The organism is Aquimarina intermedia (genome assembly GCF_008124785.1).
In the GTDB taxonomy this organism is placed as follows: Bacteria; Bacteroidota; Bacteroidia; order Flavobacteriales; family Flavobacteriaceae; genus Aquimarina; species Aquimarina intermedia.
In genome coordinates this window covers 195587-220331 of record NZ_VNHU01000007.1, presented here as the reverse complement: position 1 = coordinate 220331, position 24745 = coordinate 195587, and the positions used below count along the sequence as shown (strand labels likewise).

24 protein-coding genes are annotated in these 24745 nt (G+C 35.4%); 5 read left to right on the top strand and 19 right to left on the bottom strand.

The features are described 5' to 3' along the window. Position 1 precedes the first annotated feature (1 nt). From BD809_RS11790 to BD809_RS11735, 12 genes are all read right to left on the bottom strand, one after another. Positions 2–238, bottom strand: a complete 237-nt coding sequence (locus BD809_RS11790) for a DUF6095 family protein (RefSeq protein ID WP_148783175.1) — start codon at positions 236–238, stop codon at positions 2–4. After that, positions 219–1040: an N-acetylmuramic acid 6-phosphate etherase gene (gene murQ, locus BD809_RS11785; RefSeq protein WP_148783174.1), complete on the bottom strand. Its 822-nt coding sequence runs from the start codon at positions 1038–1040 to the stop codon at positions 219–221. The genes BD809_RS11790 and murQ overlap by 20 nt, the downstream gene beginning before the upstream one ends. A 24-nt stretch (positions 1041–1064) precedes the next feature. After that, a complete protein-coding gene (locus BD809_RS11780; RefSeq protein ID WP_211356717.1) occupies positions 1065–1883 on the bottom strand; it encodes a DUF4249 family protein in 819 nt (272 codons plus the stop codon). 37 nt (positions 1884–1920) lie between these two features. Further along, positions 1921–4296, bottom strand: a complete 2376-nt coding sequence (locus tag BD809_RS11775) for a TonB-dependent receptor (protein WP_148783172.1) — start codon at positions 4294–4296, stop codon at positions 1921–1923. Between the two features lie 191 nt (positions 4297–4487). After that, positions 4488–5105 carry a hypothetical protein gene (locus BD809_RS11770; protein ID WP_148783171.1) on the bottom strand — a complete coding sequence of 206 codons (618 nt, stop codon included), beginning with the start codon at positions 5103–5105 and terminating at the stop codon, positions 4488–4490. 82 nt (positions 5106–5187) lie between these two features. Further along, entirely contained in the window at positions 5188–7410 is a 2223-nt protein-coding gene (locus tag BD809_RS11765; protein ID WP_148783170.1) for an NADP-dependent isocitrate dehydrogenase, read from the bottom strand. Positions 7411–8282: 872 nt separating this feature from the next. Next, a complete protein-coding gene (rplS, locus tag BD809_RS11760; protein ID WP_148783169.1) occupies positions 8283–8633 on the bottom strand; it encodes a 50S ribosomal protein L19 in 351 nt (116 codons plus the stop codon). A gap of 136 nt (positions 8634–8769) precedes the next feature. Beyond that, on the bottom strand, positions 8770–9447 hold the full coding sequence (trmD, locus tag BD809_RS11755; protein WP_148783168.1) for a tRNA (guanosine(37)-N1)-methyltransferase TrmD: 678 nt from the start codon (positions 9445–9447) through the stop codon (positions 8770–8772). Between the two features lie 54 nt (positions 9448–9501). Then, positions 9502–10125, bottom strand: coding sequence for a tRNA (guanine-N1)-methyltransferase (locus tag BD809_RS11750; RefSeq protein ID WP_148783167.1), 624 nt, complete (start codon positions 10123–10125; stop codon positions 9502–9504). A 175-nt stretch (positions 10126–10300) separates the two neighbouring features. Next, positions 10301–11401, bottom strand: coding sequence for a DUF748 domain-containing protein (locus BD809_RS11745; protein ID WP_148783166.1), 1101 nt, complete (start codon positions 11399–11401; stop codon positions 10301–10303). Between the two features lie 121 nt (positions 11402–11522). After that, positions 11523–12971 carry a glyceraldehyde-3-phosphate dehydrogenase gene (locus tag BD809_RS11740; RefSeq protein WP_148783165.1) on the bottom strand — a complete coding sequence of 483 codons (1449 nt, stop codon included), beginning with the start codon at positions 12969–12971 and terminating at the stop codon, positions 11523–11525. A 131-nt stretch (positions 12972–13102) separates the two neighbouring features. Then, positions 13103–14518 carry a S1C family serine protease gene (locus tag BD809_RS11735; protein WP_148783164.1) on the bottom strand — a complete coding sequence of 472 codons (1416 nt, stop codon included), beginning with the start codon at positions 14516–14518 and terminating at the stop codon, positions 13103–13105. 153 nt (positions 14519–14671) lie between these two features. On the opposite strand from BD809_RS11735, the gene dapF reads away from it, so the two are divergent. The 4 genes from dapF to BD809_RS11715 all read left to right on the top strand — a co-directional run bounded on the left by dapF (position 14672) and on the right by BD809_RS11715 (position 17965). Continuing rightward, complete coding sequence (gene dapF / locus BD809_RS11730) at positions 14672–15460, top strand: diaminopimelate epimerase (RefSeq protein WP_148783163.1); 789 nt, start codon at positions 14672–14674, stop codon at positions 15458–15460. After that, positions 15454–15984: a GNAT family N-acetyltransferase gene (locus tag BD809_RS11725; protein WP_148783162.1), complete on the top strand. Its 531-nt coding sequence runs from the start codon at positions 15454–15456 to the stop codon at positions 15982–15984. Before dapF ends, BD809_RS11725 begins: the two co-directional genes overlap by 7 nt. Next, a complete protein-coding gene (mltG, locus tag BD809_RS11720; protein WP_148783161.1) occupies positions 15975–17018 on the top strand; it encodes an endolytic transglycosylase MltG in 1044 nt (347 codons plus the stop codon). Before BD809_RS11725 ends, mltG begins: the two co-directional genes overlap by 10 nt. Before the next feature lie 263 nt (positions 17019–17281). Then, positions 17282–17965, top strand: a complete 684-nt coding sequence (locus BD809_RS11715; RefSeq protein WP_246131524.1) for a peptidoglycan-binding protein LysM — start codon at positions 17282–17284, stop codon at positions 17963–17965. A 115-nt stretch (positions 17966–18080) separates the two neighbouring features. On the opposite strand, the gene BD809_RS11710 is transcribed toward BD809_RS11715, so the two are convergent. From BD809_RS11710 to dnaA, 3 genes are all read right to left on the bottom strand, one after another. After that, positions 18081–18809 carry an SAM-dependent methyltransferase gene (locus tag BD809_RS11710; protein WP_148783160.1) on the bottom strand — a complete coding sequence of 243 codons (729 nt, stop codon included), beginning with the start codon at positions 18807–18809 and terminating at the stop codon, positions 18081–18083. A 210-nt stretch (positions 18810–19019) separates the two neighbouring features. After that, positions 19020–19487, bottom strand: a complete 468-nt coding sequence (locus tag BD809_RS11705; RefSeq protein ID WP_148783159.1) for a low molecular weight protein-tyrosine-phosphatase — start codon at positions 19485–19487, stop codon at positions 19020–19022. 61 nt (positions 19488–19548) lie between these two features. Next, positions 19549–20976 carry a chromosomal replication initiator protein DnaA gene (gene dnaA, locus BD809_RS11700; RefSeq protein ID WP_148783193.1) on the bottom strand — a complete coding sequence of 476 codons (1428 nt, stop codon included), beginning with the start codon at positions 20974–20976 and terminating at the stop codon, positions 19549–19551. A gap of 193 nt (positions 20977–21169) precedes the next feature. Here dnaA and BD809_RS11695 point away from each other — a divergent pair, with 193 nt between their 5' ends. Continuing rightward, positions 21170–21577: an acyl-CoA thioesterase gene (locus BD809_RS11695; RefSeq protein WP_148783158.1), complete on the top strand. Its 408-nt coding sequence runs from the start codon at positions 21170–21172 to the stop codon at positions 21575–21577. A 3-nt stretch (positions 21578–21580) separates the two neighbouring features. Here the strand turns inward: BD809_RS11695 and BD809_RS11690 are convergent, their stop codons facing one another. From BD809_RS11690 to ribD, 4 genes are all read right to left on the bottom strand, one after another. Next, a complete protein-coding gene (locus tag BD809_RS11690) occupies positions 21581–22183 on the bottom strand; it encodes an IMPACT family protein (RefSeq protein ID WP_148783157.1) in 603 nt (200 codons plus the stop codon). Between the two features lie 8 nt (positions 22184–22191). Beyond that, the gene (locus tag BD809_RS11685) at positions 22192–22977 is read right to left on the bottom strand and encodes an EamA family transporter (RefSeq protein ID WP_317130872.1); all 786 of its coding nucleotides are present in this window, start codon (positions 22975–22977) and stop codon (positions 22192–22194) included. An 80-nt stretch (positions 22978–23057) separates the two neighbouring features. After that, positions 23058–23666, bottom strand: a complete 609-nt coding sequence (locus tag BD809_RS11680) for an HAD family hydrolase (RefSeq protein WP_148783155.1) — start codon at positions 23664–23666, stop codon at positions 23058–23060. Further along, a complete protein-coding gene (gene ribD, locus BD809_RS11675) occupies positions 23659–24705 on the bottom strand; it encodes a bifunctional diaminohydroxyphosphoribosylaminopyrimidine deaminase/5-amino-6-(5-phosphoribosylamino)uracil reductase RibD (RefSeq protein WP_170251873.1) in 1047 nt (348 codons plus the stop codon). Before ribD ends, BD809_RS11680 begins: the two co-directional genes overlap by 8 nt. Positions 24706–24745: the final 40 nt, after the last annotated feature.

Here is a 24745-nt window from a genome sequence, read left to right as displayed (position 1 = left end):
TTTATTTTCTTTTGCCAAAGAAGGCGTCCATCATTATTTTAATTCCTATAAACCCCATGGTGATTGCAAAAATTGCTCCTGCGATGCCTAGACAGAGTATAGGAATATACATCGTATGATCCTGATTTTTAAAAGCTGAATGAATAATGACCGGGCCAATAAACATGAAAATAAGAGCAATGGCCATGCGTTGTACTCCTTTAGCTAAAAGATCCTTATTAGTTTTTTGTGGTTTCATAAGATGTTATGGCATTACGAACGTTCCCGTATTTATTGAGTAGGTTAGTGGCTTCTTCTCTTGCTATGTTTAGTTCTGTCATTAACATTCGGATACCACGGTCTACAAGTTTGTCGTTACTTAATTGCATATCCACCATTTTATTACCCTTAACACGCCCTAATTGAATCATGACGGCTGTAGAGATCATGTTGAGAACTAATTTTTGTGCAGTTCCTGCTTTCATACGGGAACTTCCGGTTACAAATTCCGGTCCTACAGTTACAACGATAGGAAATTGTGCGGTAGTCGCTAACGGACTAGCTTCATTACACGTTATACAGCCAGTAATAATATTATTTTGGTTACATTTTTGTAAAGCTCCAATCACATAGGGCGTCGTCCCTGATGCAGCAATACCGATAACTACATCCTTTGATGAAATTTCATACTCCTGAAGATCTTTCCAACCTTGCGTTGTATCATCCTCGGCAAATTCGACTGCATTTCTAATTGCCGGGTCTCCGCCTGCAATAAGTCCAATCACCAAATCGTGCGCTACTCCAAAAGTCGGAGGACATTCACTGGCATCTACCACACCAAGTCTACCACTGGTACCTGCACCCATGTAAAATAGGCGACCGCCGTTTTTGAGCTTATCTACTACTTGTGTGACTACTTGTTCGATTTGCGGAATGGCTTTTTCGACAGCAAGAGGTACAGTTCTATCTTCCTTATTAATCGAAGTTAATAACTCATGTACGCTCATTTTTTCAAGCGCATTATATTTTGAATCTTGTTCTGTGGTTTTTATAAAAGTCATGCTTCAAAAATACGGATTAATCTGCTAGGGCGTGATAACGGTATATGATAATTTATATGCTTGAGCGATATGAAAATACCCTAAAGCTCTCTGTTCTGAATTGGTTGTATTCTCGATGTTACCACGTAAATTCACAGGTGGTGTTTGAAAAGGCCCTCCATCTGGATCACTTTGTTCAATAAGAATTTCTGCATACTGCAGGTATTGCTTATCTATCCCCAGAATCGAAATAGTGATTTGATCATTAGGCTCTAAATCTTCATAATAAAATGGAAAATCAAAAGTTTGCCCGTTATAAAATCGATCTTCGCTCACAGCATATTCATTAAACCCAAAATCCAGAAAATAATAATCTTCTCGCTCTTTAACATCTGTATAGACTGCAAAAATTTCGGTTTCTTCATCAAAAAAACTACCATCACCTTGTTTGATTTCATCCAGAGGAACTGTCGGAATTAAATTAGCTGTAGCAATATAGGTTTCATCGTCATAACTAACCGTTAGCTCATAAGTACGATTAAACTGAGGGATAAATGCATCCGCCTGATCAGGAATGAAGGTTCCAGCAATATCGGATTCCACATAGGTGATACGCGATTGATTGGTCACATCGGTAATATATACAGTAGCATTGCTCACCGCAAGAATATTGTTACCAAAAAAAGGTGCCGACAACGATAATTTGATGGCGTTGTCTACTTGAATGGGTTGCTCGTCTGAATATATTCTGAAGGAAGCATCGATTACAAGCTGCGGTGTGCCCTCCGGGGTGTCAATATCCACGACATCTTCGCAACTTAGTAAGCATAGCATTGATAGCACGAGTAAAAAAACTTTTGTCATATGTATTATGATAGTATTTTTAATGATAGTCATAGGATTAGAATTTGAAATTATAAGTAACTGCCGGTACTATGCCAAAAATAGATGTCTGTACTGCTTCATTTCTTCTGGTGTCTTCATTCTGACTAAAATTTATAGATGCAGCATTTCTTCTATTATAAACGTTATAGACACTAAATACCCATTCTCCCTGCCATCTTCGGTTTTTATTTTTTCTCGGCGTTAAGGTAGCTGATATGTCAAGCCGGTTGTAGGACGGCAATCGCTCACTGTTACGTTGTCCATCATAAATAGGAACTATAAGATCTTGATACACAAATTGTCCGCTGGGATAATTCGTAGGTTGTCCTGTTTGAAATAAAAAGTTAGCAGCAAACTTCCATTTATCGTTGTATTCATAACTACTATTTATAGAGATATCATGCGTTTTATCATATGGAGTATTGTACCAAGCTCCGTTATTAATACCAGTTTCGACAGGAGTTCTTCCCGGTGTTCGTTGTTCAGATTTGGATAGGGTGTAAGCGAACCAACCTTTGAACTTTCCCGTGTTTTTACGCAAAAGTAATTCGAGTCCATAAGCTCTTGCTTCACCGTTTAAAATTTCTTGTTCAATGGCATCATTAGCAATCAAATCGGCACCATCAATATAATCAATTCGATTTTTGATGTCTTTGTAAAAAACCTCTGTTTCCAGAGAATACGAGTCATTTTGAAGACTTTTAAAGAATCCTACTGCGTATTGATTTAGTTTTTGTGGTTTTACATATTTTCCACTGGGTGTCCATACATCTAATGGTGTAGGGGCATTTGTATTAGAGAGTAAGTGTAAATATTGCGTCATCCGGTTATAACTTGCTTTAATGGATGTTTCATCGTTAAAAGCCAGGGATAGCGCTACTCTTGGTTCTAGGTTTGTAAATGTCTTTATTTGGTCACTGCGTTTATACGTTGTTATCCCGATAGGTTCGGCACCACTATAATTATGAGTTTGGGCATCAAAAATAACAGGATTGTCATTTTCATAGCTGTTTAATTCATCCTGACCTAATCTAATAAAATTACTTAGCCTTACACCATATTGAAGCGTAAGTTGATTAGAAATTTTGTGTTCAGCATCAAAATAAATGCCTAATTCGTTAGCATACTTATCGATAAGTTTTTCTTCAGTAATACCGGAGTCGTCTCTGTTGGGTTTTATTTCACCAGGATTAAAGTGATAATAGATATCGTTGATCCCATAGGTTAGCTGAAAACCATCGCTGATATAATGTTTGAAATCATATTTGAGGTTGAAATTACGAATTCCGGAATTCCATTCAAAACCAACGAAATCTAATTCCAGGCCATAAAAGTAATCAGAGTAGATTAAAGATAAGTTGGAAAATAGCTTGTCAGAAAAAAGATGATTCCATCGTAAATTGAGCACAGAATTACCATATACGTTTTTGAAACTATCATTTAGATTAAAAACATCCCGTCCAAAATATCCAGAGAGATAGATATTGTTGTTCTCATTAATTTTGTAGTTCAGTTTAGTATTCAAATCATAAAAATAAGCCGAATTGTCTATGTCAAATAGCGGTAGAAATAAATGTGCGTAGGAGGACCTTCCGCCGACCAGAAATGCGCCTTTATCTTTAACAATAGGACCTTCGGCAAGTATTCTACTTGCTACCAGCCCCACGCCTCCATTAATATGAAATTTTTTGCTATTTCCTTCTTTCTGATAGATGTCTAAAACAGAGGATACGCGTCCTCCATATTTTGCCGGAATTCCGCCCTTATATAACTTTAAATCCTTGATAGCGTCCGGATTGAACACTGAAAAGAAGCCAAAAAGATGCGATGAATTAAAAATAGTAGCTTCATCTAACAGTATTAAATTTTGATCAGCAGCGCCTCCACGTACATTAAATCCGGAGGCTCCTTCACCACCGCTGGTTACTCCTGGAAGAAGTAAGATGGATTTTATTACATCGGCTTCACCCAACACTACAGGTATCTGTTTAATAGTTCCCGCAGACAGTTTGTTAAGGCTCATTTGCGGATTCTTGATATTGATGCGTTCTACATCTTCAGTTATAACAACTTCGTCGAGCATCTCGGAAGTCTCTTCTAATTGAAAGTCAATTTTCTGATCTTTGGAGAGGTTCAGGGTCTGAATAATATCCTGGAACCCTAAATAACTTATCTGCAATTGATAGATACCCTCTGGTAACGTTATAGAGTAGAAACCATATTCATTTGTTACAACGCCTTTTGAAACTTCTGGAAAAAGAACGTTAACACCTATAAGGGTCTCGTTACTAGACTGCTCAGAGATCGTTCCGCTAAGCGTATATTTCTCTTGACTATGTAGTAGGTTATTAAAAAGTATTAAAAATATACTGGTGGTAATAAGTTTATTCAAAAGAAGATAGGTTAGAAGGATTTATATACTTGATAGACGTGAAATGCATAGTATTGTTACAAACTTCACACGTAAGATTACAACCATTTTTGTTTAAGCATAAGGAAAGGATAACGATTTAATTATTTAACAAAACAGCAAAGCCCGCATGATATTGCAGGCTTTGTTGGTTTTTTACCAAGATGGATGTATTAGTTTATTTTCAATTTCAAACTACCGTATTGATATTTTTTGATACCGATAATTCCGTGTAATGTATCTCCAGGTTTAATAGTTTTGTTCTTTAGATTAAGAGTGTTGATATCATTTTTGAATTGCTTATTAGCAGAACTCGCTATTATCATGTTGGTAGCGGTTATACCTGGACCTAGAATGAGTCCTAATGGAAAAGAAGAGTCTTGCTGAGTTTGGCCATATTGATTTGTAGAGGAAGTATAAAATTTTAAAGGAGTGAGCAACAGGTATAGTAGGTAGGTGGCCACATTTTGTTTTAAGGGCTTATATATTTCATTATTATCTAAAAGCTGAAGGTTATTACCTGTGATATCAGTTATTTTTAAATTATCGTTTAAAACTAAAACCTCTTCAGAAGAGTTGATCATTTTCACTGCAAGAACATTTACATCTTTTTTTCTTTCCTTTTTAGCATATTTTTTTATGAGGACATCAGGTTTGTAAAATATCTTAATACCTGTCTCATGTGATTCTTCCGCTACATAAGATAATTTGCTAGGTTTGATATTTTTATATCCAGTGGCACATCCGGTTAGTAGAATTGTGATAATGATGCAAAATAATTTTTCTTTCATTTAGTTGAGGTTTTCAAATTAGACAAAAAAAAGAGGCTAATCGTTCCATAACAGCCTCTTTAATTTATTAAATTAGTACTACTTATTTTATAATCGTATTCAGTGTTTTACTAGGACGCATGGCGTTAGCAACCTTTTCTGGATTTGGCCAATAATAACCTCCCATATCTACAGCGCTTCCTTGCGCATTGTTTAGCTCATCAATGATTGTTTTTTCATTATCCTCCAGTTTTTCCGCTAGCACGCTAAATTCGGATTGAAGTTTCTTATCTTTAGATTGCTCCGCCAAGGCTTGTGCCCAGTAAAGCGCTAAGTAAAAATGACTCCCTCGATTATCAAGTTCGTTCACTTTTCTGGAAGGAGACTTTTTATTATCTAAAAATTTGATGGTTGCCTGATCCAAAGCATCTGCTAGGATAAGAGCCTTCGCATTATTGTTTTTCTCACCCAGATGTTCTAGTGAAACCGCCAAGGCTAAGAATTCTCCTAAAGAATCCCAACGTAAATGTCCTTCTTTGTTAAATTGTTGCACGTGTTTTGGGGCAGATCCACCTGCTCCTGTTTCAAATAAGCCACCTCCATTCATTAGTGGAACAATAGACAGCATTTTTGCACTTGTACCAAGTTCGAGAATCGGAAACAAATCAGTGTTATAGTCTCTTAGAACATTCCCGGTTACTGAGATAGTGTCTTTGCCATCCTTCATACGTGCTAAGGTGTAACGCGTCGCTTTAACCGGAGACATTATTTGAATATCTAAACCAGTTGTGTCGTACTCTTTAAGATAAGTGTTTACTTTTTTGATCAGTTGTGCATCGTGTGCTCTGTTTTCATCTAGCCAAAAAATCGCAGGAGTATTAGAAGCTTTTGCTCTATTAACAGCAAGCTTTACCCAATCACGAATAGGTGCATCTTTAGTTTGACACATTCTCCAGATATCACCTTCTTCAACTTCATGTTCGATAAGGATGTCACCTGCAGCGTTTACCACTCGTACAATTCCATCTCCCTTAATTTCAAAAGTTTTGTCATGTGAACCATACTCTTCAGCTTTTTGAGCCATAAGTCCAACATTAGGAACAGTACCCATCGTCGTAGGGTCAAATGCACCATGCTCCTTACAAAAATCAATTGTTTCCTGGTAAATACCGGCATAACTACTATCCGGAATTACTGCTTTAGTATCTTGAGTTTTTCCTTCTGCATTCCACATTTGCCCTGAAGTACGTATCATGGCTGGCATAGAAGCATCAATAATCACATCACTTGGTACGTGTAAATTGGTAATACCTTTATCAGAGTCTACCATTGCCAATCCCGGACGACTTTTGAAAGCAGCATCAATATCTGCTTCAATTTCTTTTCTTTTTGCTTCCGGTAACTTTTTAATTTTGTTGAGAAGATCTCCAAAACCATTATTGACTTCTACATTTAACTCTTCAAGTATCCCAGCATGTTTTTCAAAAACATCTTTAAAGAATACAGTTACAGCATGCCCAAAAATGATAGGGTCAGAAACCTTCATCATGGTCGCTTTCATATGTAAAGAAAAAAGTACGTTTTTATCTTTGGCATCTTTAATCTCGCGTTCCAAAAATTTGAGTAAAGCTACTTTATTAAGTACGGTAGCATCGATTACTTCGCCTTCTAATAGGGGAGTGCTTTTCTTAAGCACGGTTGCATTGCCGTTATCATCAATAAACTCAATCTTAACATCATCTGATTGGTTGAGTACCACAGATTTTTCGTTATGACAAAAATCACCGCTCTCCATCGTGGCTACATGAGTCTTTGAATCACTGCTCCAAGCCCCCATACTGTGAGGATTTTTACGAGCATATTGTTTTACCGGCTTAGGTGCGCGTCGATCTGAGTTCCCTTCTCGTAATACAGGATTAACAGCGCTACCCTTAATTTTATCATATCTTTGCTTACTTTCTTTTTCAGCATCATTTTTTGGCTCCTCAGGATAGTCAGGAAGTGCGTATCCTTGTAATTGCAATTCTAAAATTGCTGCTTTGAGTTGTGGAATGGAAGCACTGATATTGGGCAGCTTAATAATATTAGCTTCAGGTTTTTTGGCAAGTTCTCCCAGTTCTGCCAAGGCGTCCGGTTGTCTTTGGTTTTCTTTTAGAAATTCAGGGAAATTAGCCAAAATTCGGGCTGCCAGTGAGATATCTTTGGTTTCCACATTAATACCTGCGGGTTCAGTAAATTTCTGTACGAAGGGTAAAAAAGAATACGTAGCTAATGCCGGAGCTTCGTCAGTTTGAGTATATACAATTTTGGAATTTTCAATTGCCATGTTTTGAACGAGTTTTTAGTGTTTATACGTAATAGAAACGAATTCATTTCTAAGGTTTTGATTGTACATTTAAGTAGCAATCTTTTGAGAGATCAGTTTCATACATATGGTAAACACATGGTTTTGAAAATATAAATAATCAAAATAAATACAAATATGAAATGATTTTCCGAGCGCGAATATACAAATCTAAGTAGGTAAATGCAACCTCAAGGTTTGATTTGTAGTCTCTTTAAAAGGAATGAGAAGTTGACAAACAGTCTGGTAAAATTAAAAAGCCATACCAAAATATTGAATTTTGACATGGCTTTCCTCTGCAAATTTATATTGTTAGCTTTTTTACAAACTATTAAATAAGAACTCATGTTGCTTATACCAACAAAATTTACAGTTTTGAACGTTTAACAACTAACTCTAAATCAATTGAAAAACTATTCAAAAATAACTATCAAAAGTTTTTACCATAATTCATTTTAATGATTATGATCAAAGTGACTTTGACAGTCAAATGTATCTTACTATTAGGATTGATGACAAAGCTTTATTTTTTCCTTTGAGTTTCATTTTGAAATGATTTCAAGCTATGGCCCTAAAATTATTTCAAGGATGTACGCAAAAAAATAACTTTAGCTTTTATAATATAATCTCAATAGTAAAGTTACCCAAAATGTTCGAAGAACATTGTCACAAAAGACTCGAAATCCTAGTGTCATTCGGTGATCTTTTATTATAATAAATATACTAAAAAAACTTAAAAAATAAGGGGTTGTACTTGATTAATTTTCAACATGTTATGAACGAACGGTATTAACAATTGTTCATAAAAAAAAAGGCTACCCATGGGTAGCCTTTTTATGTTAAGAGGGAAGCTATTATCTTCTTCTCTCTGTAATACGAGCTTTTTTACCTGTAAGTTCTCTAAAATAGAAAATACGAGCTCTACGAACTTTACCTCGTTTATTAACTTCAATTTTTTGAAGTGCAGGTAAGTTTAATGGGAATATACGTTCTACTCCAACAGTACCAGACATTTTACGGATAGTAAATGTTTCAGTAGCGCCAGAACCTCTACGTTGAATTACCACTCCTCTAAAAAACTGAGTACGTGATTTTTCACCTTCTTTAATTTCGTAATACACAGTAATCGTGTCACCAGCAGCAAATTCTGGCATTTCCTTTTTCGTTACAAATTCGTCTTGTACGAATTTTACTAAATCTTCCATTTTGATGTAGTTTTTTTATTAATGTCAAAACAACATTCGCGATTTTCGCCAGAGGTTATTTCAAACAGGGTGCAAAAATAAATAATATTTGATAATATGCAAGTGATTGGTGAAATTACTTTTTATAGATAATTATCTAATCGTCAAGTAGATCTGGTCTTCTTTCTTTAGTTCTTTGATATGCTTGCTCTTCTCTCCAGCTTTCAATCTTTGGGAAATTTCCTGAGGTTAATATATCAGGAACTTTCCAGCCTTTATATTCTGCAGGACGTGTGTATATTGGGGGAGCTAATAAGTTATCTTGAAACGAGTCAGTCAAGGCAGAGGTTTCATTACCTAATACTCCCGGGATTAAACGAATCACAGCATCGCACAATATGAGGGCACCTAATTCACCGCCTGAGAGGACATAGTCTCCGATTGATATTTCTTTTGTAATAAAATGATCTCTTACGCGTTGGTCTACACCTTTGTAATGTCCGCAAAGAATGATAATATTTTTTAGTAAGGATAATTGATTGGCACCGCCTTGGTTTAAAGTTTCTCCATCTGGTGTCATGTATATGACTTCATCATAATCGCGTTGAGATTTCAAAGCCGAAATACATTTATCAATAGGCTCAATCATCATTACCATGCCGGCGCCTCCTCCAAATTGATAGTCGTCAACTTGTCTGTAGTTATCGGTGACATAATCTCTAAGATTATGGAAGTGTACACTAACCAAGCCTTTATCTATGGATCGCTTCATAATTGAAGCTTCAAAAGGACTTTTTAATAGATCAGGTACAACGGTTATGATATCAATGCGCATCTTTTATATTTTTCAAAAGGGTTGCAAAGATGCAAAGAATCTTATGAAAAGAAACTATTTAGCGCCTGTTTTGCGTTGCTTATTGATTTCGTCCTGTAATTTACGCATCACTTTTTGCTCACGCTCCAAAGCTCTTCTACGGTGATCTTCAAATTCTGTTTCTGTTTCTGCCAGATTTTTCTTGGCTTCTAAAGTAACAGCGTTACTGTTTTTATATTTAAAAATAAAGAATCCCAGCAGTACTAATATGATCGCTACAAATGCCCACATCATCGTTTTGTAACTAGCCTTGGTCATAGCGATTCCTAAAAAGCTCATATTATCCTTCTCCTCTGTAATTGAAGCTAAGTTTTGATTAGTAGTACTTAAGGTTTGTTGCAACTCATTAATCTTAGCCTCTTGATCCATAATCCGTTGATTTGAAGTGGCAAGACTGTTCTCTAGACTCTTCAGCGTATCAAGTGTGTTTACCTTAAGTTGATCCATCCAAACACGTTTCACAACTTTGTATTCTTGATATCTACCGGATTTTTTGATTACGGTACTGAATTGATTTTCAATATTTGCTTGTTTTAATGCTTCCTCGGCAGACATATTCTCCTGTTCTTCTTGTGCAAAACTACCTTGAAAAAAGAATAGGGCTGTAACTAAAACTAGTAAATATTTGCGTAAAGTCATTGTTGTTATTTAGTTGAATTATTAATTACGTTCACTAACGATAATAAATATACAATATTGTAAGGAACTAGAAACATTTTTCAAGAAAAACTAACGTTCTATGCTGATGTTTCCTGCCCATTTGGTTTTAGTATATTAAAATTTATTCTAACTAACTCGTTACCACAGGTTGTTGCTATTTTTTATCCTTCGGTCGTTCAGCATCTTCATAGTTTATATTTTTATCCACATCACCTTGGTAAGCTTTTATCCATCCATTTTTAATAATATTAAAAAAGGTAGACCAAGCACTTGCTTTAACTTTGGTCAAGTCTCCTTCTATCGGAACTCGAGTAGCTATTGTATTTTGTTTTTGATTTTTTAAAATGAACTTAAAGAATCCAACAAATCCTTCCCATAGGGTACCCAAAAAACTATCTTCTTTACCTACTAATTTACTATTCTTGAGGATAGGTTTGAGGTATCCCTTTAGATATCCATCTGCAATAGCAACTTCGCTATATAGCTCAAATTGACCTTTATTAAAGTCTATACCAGCGTAGTGTTTAGTAAGGTCATTTAATGCTGTAGCATTGGCATTTTTTAAACTCATATTGATATCTACATCGGGAATTTCTTTAAAAATGTCCATTTGACCGTCCAGCGAAAAATCTCCCTGTCCGATAGATACACCGGTAGCCTTTATTGTAGAAGGAAGTTTTTTATCTGTTCTCAGTACATTCTTTAAATTTTCGGCAAGCACATTTAGATTATTAATATGTAAATCGATTGTTGGTTCTGAAGTAACTTGGACAAAAGCTACTTTTCCTTTACTAACTTCAAACCGGTTTATGTCAATTGGTACAAGGTCGGTTAATGCTTTGGTCCAATCGTCAACATTGGCATCATCAGCAGTAGTTTTCTGCTGGTCTTCAAAAACATAAATCACCTCTGGATTTGACATGCTTATCTCACTGACAATTTTCCCTTTAAACAGCGATCTCCATTCGATAGAAATGTCAGTCTTTGGAAAATTCAAAAACGGAACTTGTGTTTCTGCATCAACTTTATTTAAATAAAGATTCTCAATGATATACCCGCCTCTCCAAAGCGCAAGATCAACATCCTCAACTTGGCCATAATACCCGGGAATAGCTGCCAGGGTATTATTAATACGTTGTTCAATGTAATAGGGTAAGAATGCCCGTATGGCAACGAGAATACCAATGATAACAAAAGGAATGTAATTGCGTTTCTTTTTAAATTGACTCCGTTTTTTTTTCTCTTCTGTGGACATTGTTAGGGTTTTATGCGTGCAAAATACTACAACCTTAAGTTGGAACCAGTTAACAAACTCATAAAACGAAACGGGGTGCTACAATTTTGTAGCACCCCGTTTTATTTGCGTTAAGTTCAGTTTAATAATATGTAAAACGTCTCACCTTTGCTATATATTTTGATAAGCGAATAACCTGATGACTGTAGCCATATTCATTATCATACCAAACATACAACACTGCATTTTCTCCGGAAGCATCTACGATGGTAGCGTTGCTGTCGTATATCGATGGTGCCGAAGAGCCTATAATATCACTAGAAACGAGTTCGTTATCTAAAGAGTATTTGATTTGTTCAACCAAATTTCCTTCTAAAGCGTACTTTTTTATCGCAGCATTCATACTATCGATAGAGGCATTTTTACCTAACCGTAGATTTAGGATAGCTAAGGAACCATTAGGAACCGGTACCCGAATTGCATTAGATGTAAGTTTACCTTCAAAACTAGGTAGGGCTTTTGACACTGCTTTTCCTGCTCCGGTCTCTGTGATTACCATATTGAGGGCTGCGGCACGACCTCTTCTATATTTTTTATGCATATTATCCACCAAGTTTTGATCATTGGTGTAGGCATGGATCGTTTCAAGATGACCATTAACCACACCAAATGTCTCCTCAACAACCTGTAAAATAGGTGTTATGGCATTGGTGGTACAGGATGCTGCAGAGAAAATGTCAACAGTATCAGGATTATGTTCTTTATGATTCACTCCGTGAACGATGTTCGGAATTCCTTTTCCTGGAGCAGTCAATAAAACTTTGTCAACTCCTTTAGAATTTAAATGTCTGCTTAATTCTTCTTTATCTCTAAATGCACCTGTGTTATCAATTACCAAAGCATTATCAATACCGTACTCAGTATAGTCAATATCTTCTGGCGCGTTTGCACTTATGATACGTACAGTGGTTCCATTAATTAATAGAGCTTCGTTTTTTAAATCAGTTTCTACTGTTCCTGCAAAATCTCCATGTACAGAATCGCTTCGTAATAAAGAGGCGCGTTTTTCTAAAACATCTTGAGTGATAGCCCCACGTGTTACGATGGCTCGTAGCCTAAGCTGACTACCTCGTCCCGTGATGGTCATTAGTTCTCGAGCAACCAAACGACCAATACGACCAAAACCATAGAGTACTACGTCTTTGGGAGATATTGTTTTAAATTCTTTAGCGTCTTTCAGTTTATCCATTACAAAAGCAGCTGCCGACTCAAATTGATTTTCGGCCAGATGATATTCATAGGTAAGTTTACCTATATCTAATTTTGCCGGGGGTAAATCCATTAATTTGATTGCTTGTGCAATCTCTACAGAATCAAAAATTGATATTGGTTTTTGAACAAATGCACCCGCATATTCGTGAAGATTGAGAATTTCGCTTACATTTTTATCAATTAACTGATTACGGAATAAGACCAACTCGATAGAGTTGTCATACCATAGGTCACTTACTGTTTTGATAAATGCTACCGTAGCACGACGTCTGTCTGCCTGGAAAGCTAATTCTTTTTCATAAACTTCGTTAGAGCTCATACTGTGTTGTGTTTTTACAATGATGAAATTTCGTGCAAAAGTATATATTTCAAACGTTTTCGTGAAAGTTTTTTGTATAAAAAAATCCCAATACAAATAATATATTGGGATTAGTTTTAAAACGTTTAAGTTTAATTAAAAATAAACTCTCGTTTAGTTCCATTACGATCCACCAAGCTTATAATGATATCTTCATTTTCTGATTTACTGTCAATAATATTCTTTACTTCCAAAACAGAATTCACTTTTTTATTGTCAACCTCTGTAATCACAATGCCTTTAAGATCATAACGTTGCATTCTAGGACTTAGCGCCTTATTAATAACTACTCCATGATCAAGATTAAATTTTTCTAAATATCCTTTAGGTGGATTAATAACCTCTACGCCTACATCTTTGATATGATACGCCTGAATTTCATATTTAGTTAATGTAACCGGAAGTGTCAATTCTCTTCGTTTCCTCAAAACTTTCACCTGTATGATATCATCCGGACGTTTGCTATTTACGTAGCCTGTCAAATCTGCAAATTTACGAATAGGTAAACCGTCAATTTCTTTTATCAAATCGCCTTCTTTTAATCCAGCCTTTTTAGCTCCACTATCTTCATCGACATATGCGACAAATACACCTTGTGACTCAGTCAGATCATATTCTTCCATAGTCTTTGGAGTTATATTACCTCCACGGATACCTAGGATACCACGTTGTACTTCGCCAAATTCGATGATATCATCTATGATTTTTTTGGCATTATTTGAAGGTACTGCAAAAGCATAACCAACATAACTTCCTGTTTGAGAAGTGATAGCAGTGTTGATTCCAATGAGTTCTCCCTTCCCATTTACCAAAGCACCTCCGCTATTTCCCGGATTTATAGCTGCATCTGTTTGTATAAAAGATTGAATGTTATCATCATATTCATTTAAGTCTCTCGATTTTGCACTTATAATACCGGCGGTCACGGTGGAGGTCAGGTTAAAAGGGTTACCAACGGCGAGAACCCATTCCCCAATTTTTGCAGCGTTGCTGTCACCAAAAGGTATGTAAGTCAATTTTTCGTTAGATTCAATCTTTAACAAGGCAATATCTGATTGGGGAGAAGTACCGATAACCTCTGCTTTGTATGATTTATTATTATTGAGAGTTACTTCCAGTTCTGATGCTCCAGCAATCACATGATTATTGGTTACAATGTAGCCGTCCTCGGTAATAATAACACCAGATCCTGCTCCTTGGATACGACGTTCTTGTGATGAACCACCACCGTTACGTAAGAACTCCATTAAATTACGCGGTGTGCGGGTCGTTCCATATTGCTTTACGTGTACCACAGCATTTACAGTTTTTTGAGCAGCAACGGTAAAATCAATATTGGCCGGCGTATAACCAGCTGTTGATGTATATGAAGCGGGTATAAACGATGGACGTGCTGCAGATGTTGTTGCTACTGTAGTAGTTTCTTCTTCAAGAAACATTTTATATGCACCCAGCGTAATGGTTCCTGCGAGTACAGCCACAATTAGTAAGCTCAAAAATTTTTTCATCTTCTTTCTCTTTTTTGATTCAACTTGTATTGTTATTGACTACGATTAACTTTTAAAATTACAACTAAAACATTATTTAATTACATTTTAACGCGATCTTAACAATGAAAATATGTCAACAATCTTTGTACCTTTGCGGTTTAAGCATATTCCATGAAGTGTACATTTTATAAATATCAGGGAACTGGTAATGACTTTATAATCATTGATAATCGACAACAATTAATCTCCAAAAATGATACCAAAAATGTTGCAAGACTTTGTGACAGGAAGTTTGGTATTGGTGCAGACGGTCTCATGCTTTTGGAGAATCCGGAAGATGTCGAAGATGATTTTAAGATGGTTTACTATAATGCAGATGGAAATAAAAGTTCAATGTGTGGCAACGGAGGGCGATGCTTAGTTGCTTTTGCTCAAAAATTAGGGTTAATCGATGATAAAGCAACTTTTACTGCTATTGATGGGAAGCATTATGCTACGGTAAAAAATGAAATCGTAACCCTACAAATGCAGGATGTCAACAATATAGAAGTCTATGCGTCTCATCTTTTTTTGAATACGGGGTCACCCCATCATATAAGTATGGTTTCGGATGTTGCTAGCGTGGATGTTTTTAAAGAAGGGAGAGCCATTAGACGAGGAGCTCCCTATTTTGAAGAAGGAACAAATGTAAACTTTGTTCAACAACTGGCCCCAGACTTTTTTAAGGTGAGAACTTATGAACGCGGGGTGGAGGATGAGACTTTATCTTGTGGTACGGGTGTAACCGCTGTAGCTCTGGCGATGCATGCAATTAAAAAAACAGCTTTGAATACTATCAATGTAAATACTCCGGGAGGGGATCTTAGTGTTTCATTTGCTAAGGATACTGATGGCACTTATAAGGATGTTATTTTGAGCGGACCAGCTACGTTTGTTTTTAAAGGAGAAATTGTATGGTAACCTTAAAAGGAGAGTCAGTTTATTTACGGGCCTTGGAACCAACAGATCTTGATTTTTTATATACAATAGAAAATGATGAAGAGATTTGGGAACTAAGCTCAACACAGACTCCGTATTCAAAATTCTTAATAAAGCAATATCTGGAAAATTCACATCAGGATATCTATGAAGCAAAACAACTACGTTTGGTAATTTGTAAAAATGATGCTGAAGTTTTAGGGCTAATTGACCTGTATGATTTTAACCCTAAACATGGTCGAGTGGGAGTGGGAATAGTTGTAGCCAATGCAAATAATAGAGGTAAAGGTTATGGATCTGAAGCCTTACAGTTAGTAATAAAGTATAGTTTTGCATATTTACATGTGCATCAGTTGTACGCCAATGTGTCTGGAAATAATACTAGAAGCAGAACGCTATTTGAGGCAAATGATTTTTTAAAAGTTGGAGTGAAAAAGGATTGGAATCGATATAAAGATGGGTTTCAAGACGAAATATTGTATCAATTAATTAAAGTATGTACATAAAGAAAATTTTATTAGTTATTGGGTTGATGGGTATCATTGCCGGAAGTGTTTTTGCATATTATGTGTATGATGCTGTTTTTTCTCCAAATACCAAATTTGAAAGTAAAACAGCAGAAGTATATATCCCTACAGATGCTACATATACGGAGTTTATTGAGTTAATAAGTCCGTATATTAAAGATATATATAGTTTTGACAGAATAGCCAGAAGAAAAGGATATATCCAAAACATCAAAGCTGGTCATTTTATTCTCTATAAACATCAGAATAATAATGAAATTGTTAATACTTTGAGGAGTAAAAATGTTCCTGTTAAGGTCACCTTTAATAATCAAGAACGATTAGAAAATCTGGCGGGACGTATATCAGAGCAAATAGAAGCGGATAGTTTGTCTCTACTGAAAGCTTTTAAAAATACTTCTTACTTAAAGGCGCATAATTTTTCATTGGAGAATGCTTTGGCAATGTATATTCCTAATAAGTATGAGTTTTTCTGGAATACCTCGGCAGAAGGCTTTAGAGATCGTATGTATAAAGAATATACCGCTTTTTGGAATGACGCTCGCGAATCGAAAGCGAATGCTATTGGATTATCAAAACAGGAGGTTATTACCATAGCTTCTATTGTACAAAAAGAAACAGCGCGTGTGGATGAACGTCCTCGTGTAGCCGGTGTGTATATGAACCGTTATAAAAAAGGTTGGAAATTAGATGCAGATCCTACGGTCATTTATGCGATTAAAAAAAAGAATGACGACTGGGACATGGTAATTAAAAGAGTGTTGTATAAAGATTTAGAAATAGAAAGTCCGTATAACACCTATAGAAATGTAGCGCTACCACCGGGCCCTATTACAATGCCGGATATATCTTCAATTGACGCTGTTTTGAACCATGAATCGCATGATTTTTTCTTTTTTGTAGCAAATGTAGAAAAACCCGGATATCATATGTTTGCAAAAAATATGGCACAACATAATCGCAATAAAGCACAGTACGTAAAATGGATCAATAAGCAGAAAATCAACAGGTAGGAATTTTCTTAAAGCTTTTGTAAGAGAATCATAAATTTTATCTATTGTTTTAACAAAGTTATAGCTGGTGATACCTTCTTTCTAAGTCTATTTTTAGAGATACATGCTTCTGTTAATCCCTGTTTTCCTTGACACTCTCATTGATTTTACCACATGTTGGTTATGATGTAAATCATTGTTTATCAATATTATAAATACTTTAACACAGTATAAAGACCTATCAAAAAAAAGATTGTATATTTGCACGGCAAAAATTTAAGTAGATGGGGACATCTTTTGATGGCTACTTAGAAATTTTTTATATGATAAAAAAGGTATTAGGATTATCGATAGTGTTACTTGTAGGTGGAGGTTTATTGCCTAGTTTCACAACCAAAAAATCAACCGATTTTAGTGCATACAGTACTTCAGGATTAGATCTGTTATACATAGCACCTAATTTTAATGAAATTGAAGAAACAACATCAGATTCTTTTATTTCGCCAAATCTCGGAAAATCCTACATAGGCTTTAAAGAAGCGGTTGCTTTTAAAGAGTCAAGAGGGGATTACGGGGTTATCAATCAATTTGGATACCTGGGTAAATATCAATTTGGAAAAGGTACACTAGCCTTAATTGGTATTAGAGATACCAAGAAATTTCTAAATTCACCAGAACTTCAGGAAAAGGCTTTCTACGCTAATTCAGCAAGAAATAAATGGGTCTTACGTCGTGATATCAAATGGTTTGTTGGACGCAGAATGAATGGCGTTGAGGTAACAGAGTCCGGTATCCTGGCGGCAGCTCACTTGGCAGGTCCTGGGGCTGTTAAAGAGTATTTGCGTAGTGGAGGAGTGTCTGGCTTTGAAGATGCTTTTGGAACCACTATACGCTACTACATGAAGCGATTTGCCGGGTATGACACTTCGTATGTTATTGCAAATCGTAAAGCTAAAGCTACACTTTAGTTTTGTTTGTAACTTTTTTACTTTTCAAAATGTATCTATCTGCTGATTAAATTCGGTAATAAGTGTGGGTTCAAATTTATGCCGTTGAATACGCAGTAGAGTATGTTTGTTACTATTAGTCTCTTTGGATGATAAACATTGCAGGGCGTTTGTGTAGATCCACTGGTGTTTTTTTCCAATCTTCGATAGTTTTTGTCACAATATATTCTGTAGTCAGGGTAATATCGCAAGCGATACATAACCGTGTGCTTGCATGTAAGATAGTTTTCAAATCCTCAAACATCTTATCATTACGGTAAGGCGTTTCAATAAACAATTGCGCTTGATTTTTTTCTAATGAGATTCTCTCCAAGGATTTAATCGTGGATTTGCGTTCTTGTTTATCTATGGGCAGGTATCCGTTAAAAGCGAAGTTCTGTCCATTCATACCGCTACTCATCATAGCTAGTAAGATAGAAGATGGGCCAACCAAAGGAGTCACCTGAATATCTTTTTCGTGGGCCATTCTAATTATTTCTGCTCCTGGATCAGCAATTCCTGGACAACCTGCATCAGATAACAATCCTACCGATTCACCGTTAAAGCAGGGAGCCAGAAACCCGGGCATCTCTTCAGCACTGGTGTATTTATTCACTGTATTGATAATTAAGGAGCGTTGCGCTTTGCTGGGACTGATTTTTTTTATAAAACGTCTTGCTGGCTTTTCGTTTTCAACGATATAATGATTTACCTGTTCTAAAACCTTTTTTATAGATATAGGGAGAACTTCTAAGGGAACATCATCTCCTAGACGAGTTGGAATTAAGTATAAGCGACCTTTTGGATTTAATGGTTTTGATTCCATAGATTATTATTTGGCATTCTTCGGTTAAATTCAATTACATTTAGTCTGTAAAACGATCACGTAACAGAGTTGGGTTATATTACATGATTAACAATGTATGTTATACTCTGATAGGTTACAATAGTACTAATTTTTTTGTAAATCAGATAGAACTACCTTTTGCAGTCTTAAAAAAGTGCTTGGGAATTTTTAAAATTTACTTGGCAAAATCTAAAGAGTGCCACGCTCCAGTTGTGTTACTAATATATCTGAAGCTTTGTCAAGCATTTTAAAGACATCTTCAAATCCTTGCTCTCCACCATAGTAGGGGTCGGGAACCTCTACATTTTCATCAGGATAAACCAGATCCATAATTAAGCGAATCTTTAGTTTATCCTCATCGTTTCTTGCGAGTTTTTGTAAATTATCTTTATTGGCTTGATCCATCGCAAATATGTAGGTGAATTTATCAAAATCTTCAACAGTAAATTGTGCAGCACGTTGATTTGTCAAATCTATTCCATATTTTTTAGCAATGTCTATTGATCTTCGGTCAGGGAGACCTCCGATATGATAATTGCTAGTTCCGCTAGATTGTATTTCATAACGTGTAGGATCTAATTTTGAGGTAAGTATACCTTCGGCTAATGGTGATCGGCAAATATTACCTAAACAAACCATAAGGATTTTAGTCTTCATAAGGTAGAATATTTAAAAGAAACAGCTTTTGAATAAAACCAATCTGAAAGAGATACTGAGATTATAGAGTTAGTTTTTTTCCTAAATCTTCGACATATTTTCTAAATTGCTTATCAGTTGATGAAAGGTTATCTACGGTTTTACAGGCATGTAACACTGTAGCATGATCTCTCTTGCCGATTTGAGTGCCGATACTAGCTAGGGATGCTTTGGTTAATTTTTTAGCAAAGAACATAGCTAATTGGCGAGCTTGTACAATATGACGCTTTCTTGTTTTGGACTGTAATGTCTCAACATCCATTTGAAAATAATCGCTAACTACCTTTTGAATATAGTCTATAGATACTTCTCGCTTAGTGTTCTTTACATAATTATCCACAATAGCCTTGGCTAAATCTATAGTTATGTCTTTTTTGTTGAATGAAGAATGTGCGATTAAGGAAATGATCGCCCCTTCAAGCTCTCGAATATTTGTTTTGATATTATTGGCTAAAAATTCAACAATATCTTCTGGCATTTCTACACCATCACGATATAGTTTATTTTTAATTATAGATACTCTGGTTTCAAAATCAGGTTGATGCAACTCTGCAGATAACCCCCATTTAAAACGAGATAGTAGACGCTGTTCGATATCTTGCATATCAACAGGAGCCTTATCACTGGTCAAAATTACCTGTTTTCCATTTTGATGTAAGTGGTTAAAGATGTGAAAGAAGACATCTTGTGTACCTGCTTTTCCAGATAATAATTGAATATCATCAACAATGAGCACGTCGATTATTTGATAAAAATGAATAAAATCGTTTCGATTATTCTTTTTTACCGACTCGATATATTGCTGAGTAAACTTCTCAGCAGAAATATAAAGCACAGTTTTCTCAGGATAGTTATCTTTGATATTAACACCAATAGCATGTGCTAAATGGGTTTTTCCAAGACCAACACCTCCAAAAATAAGTAAAGGGTTGAATGATGTTCCTCCAGGTTTATTAGCCACAGCCATTCCTGCTGAACGTGCTAATCGGTTGGAATCTCCTTCTAAGAAATTTTCGAAATTATAACTAGGGTTGAGTTGTGATTCTATCTTTACATTACGAATCCCCGGTATGATAAAAGGATTCTTTAATTCTGGATTTCTACTTTTAACAGGAACATCTACTTCTTGAGAACGAACGGCCATTCTGTTGGCACTAGGAATTTTTTCTGTAAAAGGTTTTTTATTCCCATATGTATTTTCCATTTTGATAACATACACCAATTTTGCATGTTCTCCTAATTCACGTGTTAGTGAAACCTTGAGTAGATTCACATAGTGTTCTTCTAGCCATTCGTAAAAGAATTTACTAGGAACTTGAATACTTAGAGCGCTATCCGTAAGCTTTACAGCTTTGATGGGTTCAAACCAAGTTTTATAAGCTTGTGGAGTAATATTGTCTTCTATAAAAGACAAACAATTCTCCCAAACCGATTGCGCAGTTATATTCATTATAGTATTCAGGTTTCTGTCTTTATTGGTTGTTATCTGGAAATCTATGTAATCTTCCTTACTTTTTTGCATGACAAATATGTGAACAAATATTGTAATAAAAAAATCTAATGGGTGTTGAATTTTAATTATTTTTTTCGCATACTTATAAAATTCTTATGTTCTAACCAATTAAAAAAATTAACTAATATTTATGTCAATTAGCTCAAAATCTACCCTAAAAGTTCGTTATTCAGAGACTGATCAAATGGGTGTTGTGCACCACTCCAATTATGCTAAATACCTTGAAATCGCCAGAATTGACTGGATATCCCAATTAGGATTCTCTTATAAATCAATGGAAGATGATGGCGTGATGCTTCCGGTATTTACTTTAGCTTTTAAATTTAAGAAATCTGCCTTCTTTGACGATGTTTTGACTGTTAAAACTATCCTTAAGAAAATTCCTACATTTCGTATTCAGTTCGAATATCAAATATACAATCAAAAGGAAGAATTATTAACAACTGCGTCTACAGATTTAGTTTTTGTAGATGCAAAAACTAGGAAACCTATGCTGTGTCCGCAACCAATATTGGATAAAATCAGCGAACTGTTTTGATCATTATTTTTTAATGTCGACTTCATAGAGTGTGTCAAAAGTTTCAAAAATTTCTTTTGATTTTTTCTTTCGAACACTTATTGTAATTCTGCAATCCAGTTCTAGATCCTGTTTAATGATTGCTATCTGCTTTGATTTGATAATGCGCATTACCTTATTCATGTTTTTATAGTCAAAAATAAGTTCAAAATGATGTCGAATGGTTTTAGTTTTAATATCAGAATTTTCAAGAGCCATTTGAGCAGCTGTCTTATACGCTGATATAAGACCTCCTACACCTAATTTGACGCCTCCAAAATAACGAACTACCACAATCAAAATATTAGTAACTTCAAAAGATTGAATTTGACCATAAATTGGTTGGCCTGCAGAATTAGAGGGTTCTCCATCATCATTAGCACGATATGATGTTTCTTCAATACCTAGCTGCCATGCATAACACCAATGTCTGGCGGCATGATGTTCTTTTTTAAGTTGCTCAAGAATGTCTTTTACCTGTTCTTCAGAACTCACCGGGAAGGTGTACCCGAAAAACTTACTGTTCTTATCTTTATACAAAACCTCATTACCTGGTTTTTCTATCGTTTTATATGTGTCATCAATCATAATGTGTACTAAATTGAAAGTGCAACCAGAAGGATACTGAAAATAGATAGTGCAATTCCGATCCAGTTTTTCAGAATCAATTCTTCCTTAAATAGTAAAATTCCGGTTAGCGTAGAAACTAATAAGATAGCTACATTATTTATGGTAAATACTGTCGAGCTATCTAGATTTTCAGCACGTAGTGCTTGTATTAAAAAATATATAGAGCCATAATTTGGAATACCCAAAGCAATACCTCCTAATATATTTTTGAATTGAATATTTAGTGTCCCTCTTATTCTCTGATACGTCAATGCAAGGAGACCCAACAGTGCAGCACATCCAAAGATGGTTGCCGAGAAAATTGGAATATCGTTTTTTGAGACATAGTTAAGTTCTATATACTTCAGGCTAGTATCTATAAAACCACTCCCTATAAAAACCAGAACAGGAAAAATTATGTTTTCTTTTTGAATGTGAATGCCCGAAGATTTTTTTATTGACGTAAAATACACAGCAAATAGCGCAATAATAATTCCTGATATTTTTAAAAGCCCGGTACTTTCATGATATACAATAATTCCAAAGATAATAGGGATGGCTACGCTCATTTTGCTAGCTACTGCAGCCACAGATAAGCCGTTTTTTTGTGTGGTTATGGCCATGCAATTAAAAACAAGTATAAAAATCAACCCTAATACAACAGCCCCTATAAACCACTCCTGTTGTGGGAGGCCTGATAAACTAATTGGCTCACCATATGCTAAAAGGCCGGATGTGCAAGCGAAAATATAATTAAATACAATTGCCTGCATTGTATTGATATTGTATTTTGAGAATAATTTAAAGACAATAAAAATAAGGGTAGAGGCAATTATGCTTAGGAGTAGATAGATCAAAATAATTCAGCTTTAATTGTAAACAAATCAACGATATCTTCAGTTTTTGGAGCAATGTTCCAGACGTGTATGCCCAAAGCTTTGGCTGCATCCGTATTATCTTTAGTGTCGTCTATAAAAAGTACTTCATCGGCTTTAAGGTTATGAGTAGTTAACACAAATTCATATATTTCAGGATTAGGTTTACGTAATTGTATTTCGTGAGATAAATAGAAATGATCAAAGCAGTTTTTAAAAGCCTCATAAAAATGCACATTTTTTTGAATCCACTCAATATGAAGTGCATTTGTATTACTTAGTAAAATTAGCTGGTAGTTTTGACTTTTATGTAACTCTAAGATGAAATTAAATCGATGTTGGGGGAAATCTAAGAGAATTGCATTCCACGCATGAACTATCGAATCGGTAGTTTCTTGCTTTAAAATATTTTGATACTCATTTAGAAAGACCTTGGAATTAATTTTTCCAGTTTCAAAAAGGGTGTTCACTTCGTCTAAGTGATCTGTTAGATGTGAGACATCTAATTTTATAAATTCATTCTGGGTGGCTTCTTTATTCAAGTTGATGAATACGTCACCAAAATCAAATAGTATAGTTCTAATCATTTTGGTAGGTTGTTAATAAATCGTTCCCAATTTGAACTTGCGAATGTTTCGTTGCTTTAAATTTTGGTTCAGGATTACCATTTTTAAAGTATTTATCTCCTGTGAATACTCTTGCTTCATCCCACATATTGAGGTCGATAAAGCTCTGTAGCGTTTTTGTTCCTCCTTCTACAATTAATGATTGAATTCCCCGCTCGTACAATGCTTTGCAAATAGTAGGGATCAGATCCTGAGTAAAAGGTACAATGATATATTCAGTATTAGTGGGTTTATTGTTTTTGATTGATTTTTCAGTAAAACAGATTGTAGCGGCGTTTGTGTCGAATATATGAGAGTTCTCGGGAACTTTATTGCTTCTATCGAGTATAATTCGTGTCGGTTGCTGCCCTTGCCAATTTCTTAAAGTAAGTTTAGGATTGTCTTTAATTGCTGTTTGCGTACCGATCAAAATCGCTTGCTCTTCTGCTCTCCATTGATGAACTAATTGTTTTGCGGGTGCCTCGGTAATCCATACCGGTGCTCTCTCGCCACGATTATTTGCAGGAGCAATAAAATTATCTCGCGTTTTTGCCCATTTCAAAATAATATAAGGTCTCTCTTTGTTGTGAAATGTAAAGAATCGCTTATTAAGTTGCTTACACTCTTCTTCAAGCACACCCACTATGACATCACATCCGGCTTGTATTAATTTTTGAATTCCGCGACCGCTTACTTCTGCAAAGGAATCAATGGTGCCGATAACTACTCTTTTTATTCCTTTTGCGATAATTAGATCACTACACGGCGGAGTTTTACCATAATGACTGCAGGGTTCGAGGCTAACGTAAATGGTTGATTTTGATAATAATGCTTTGTCTTCGACAGCATTAATAGCATTTACTTCGGCATGCGCTGTTCCTGCCTGATAATGCCAGCCTTCACCGATAATTCGATCTTGATAAACAATGACACTGCCGACTAAAGGGTTTGGGTAGGTTGTACCTAAACCGTTTTTAGCAAGCTGTATACATCGTTGCATATATTTTTTATGTACACTCAATTGTTTACTTTTTTTAGTTTATAAAAGAAACTCCAGGTAC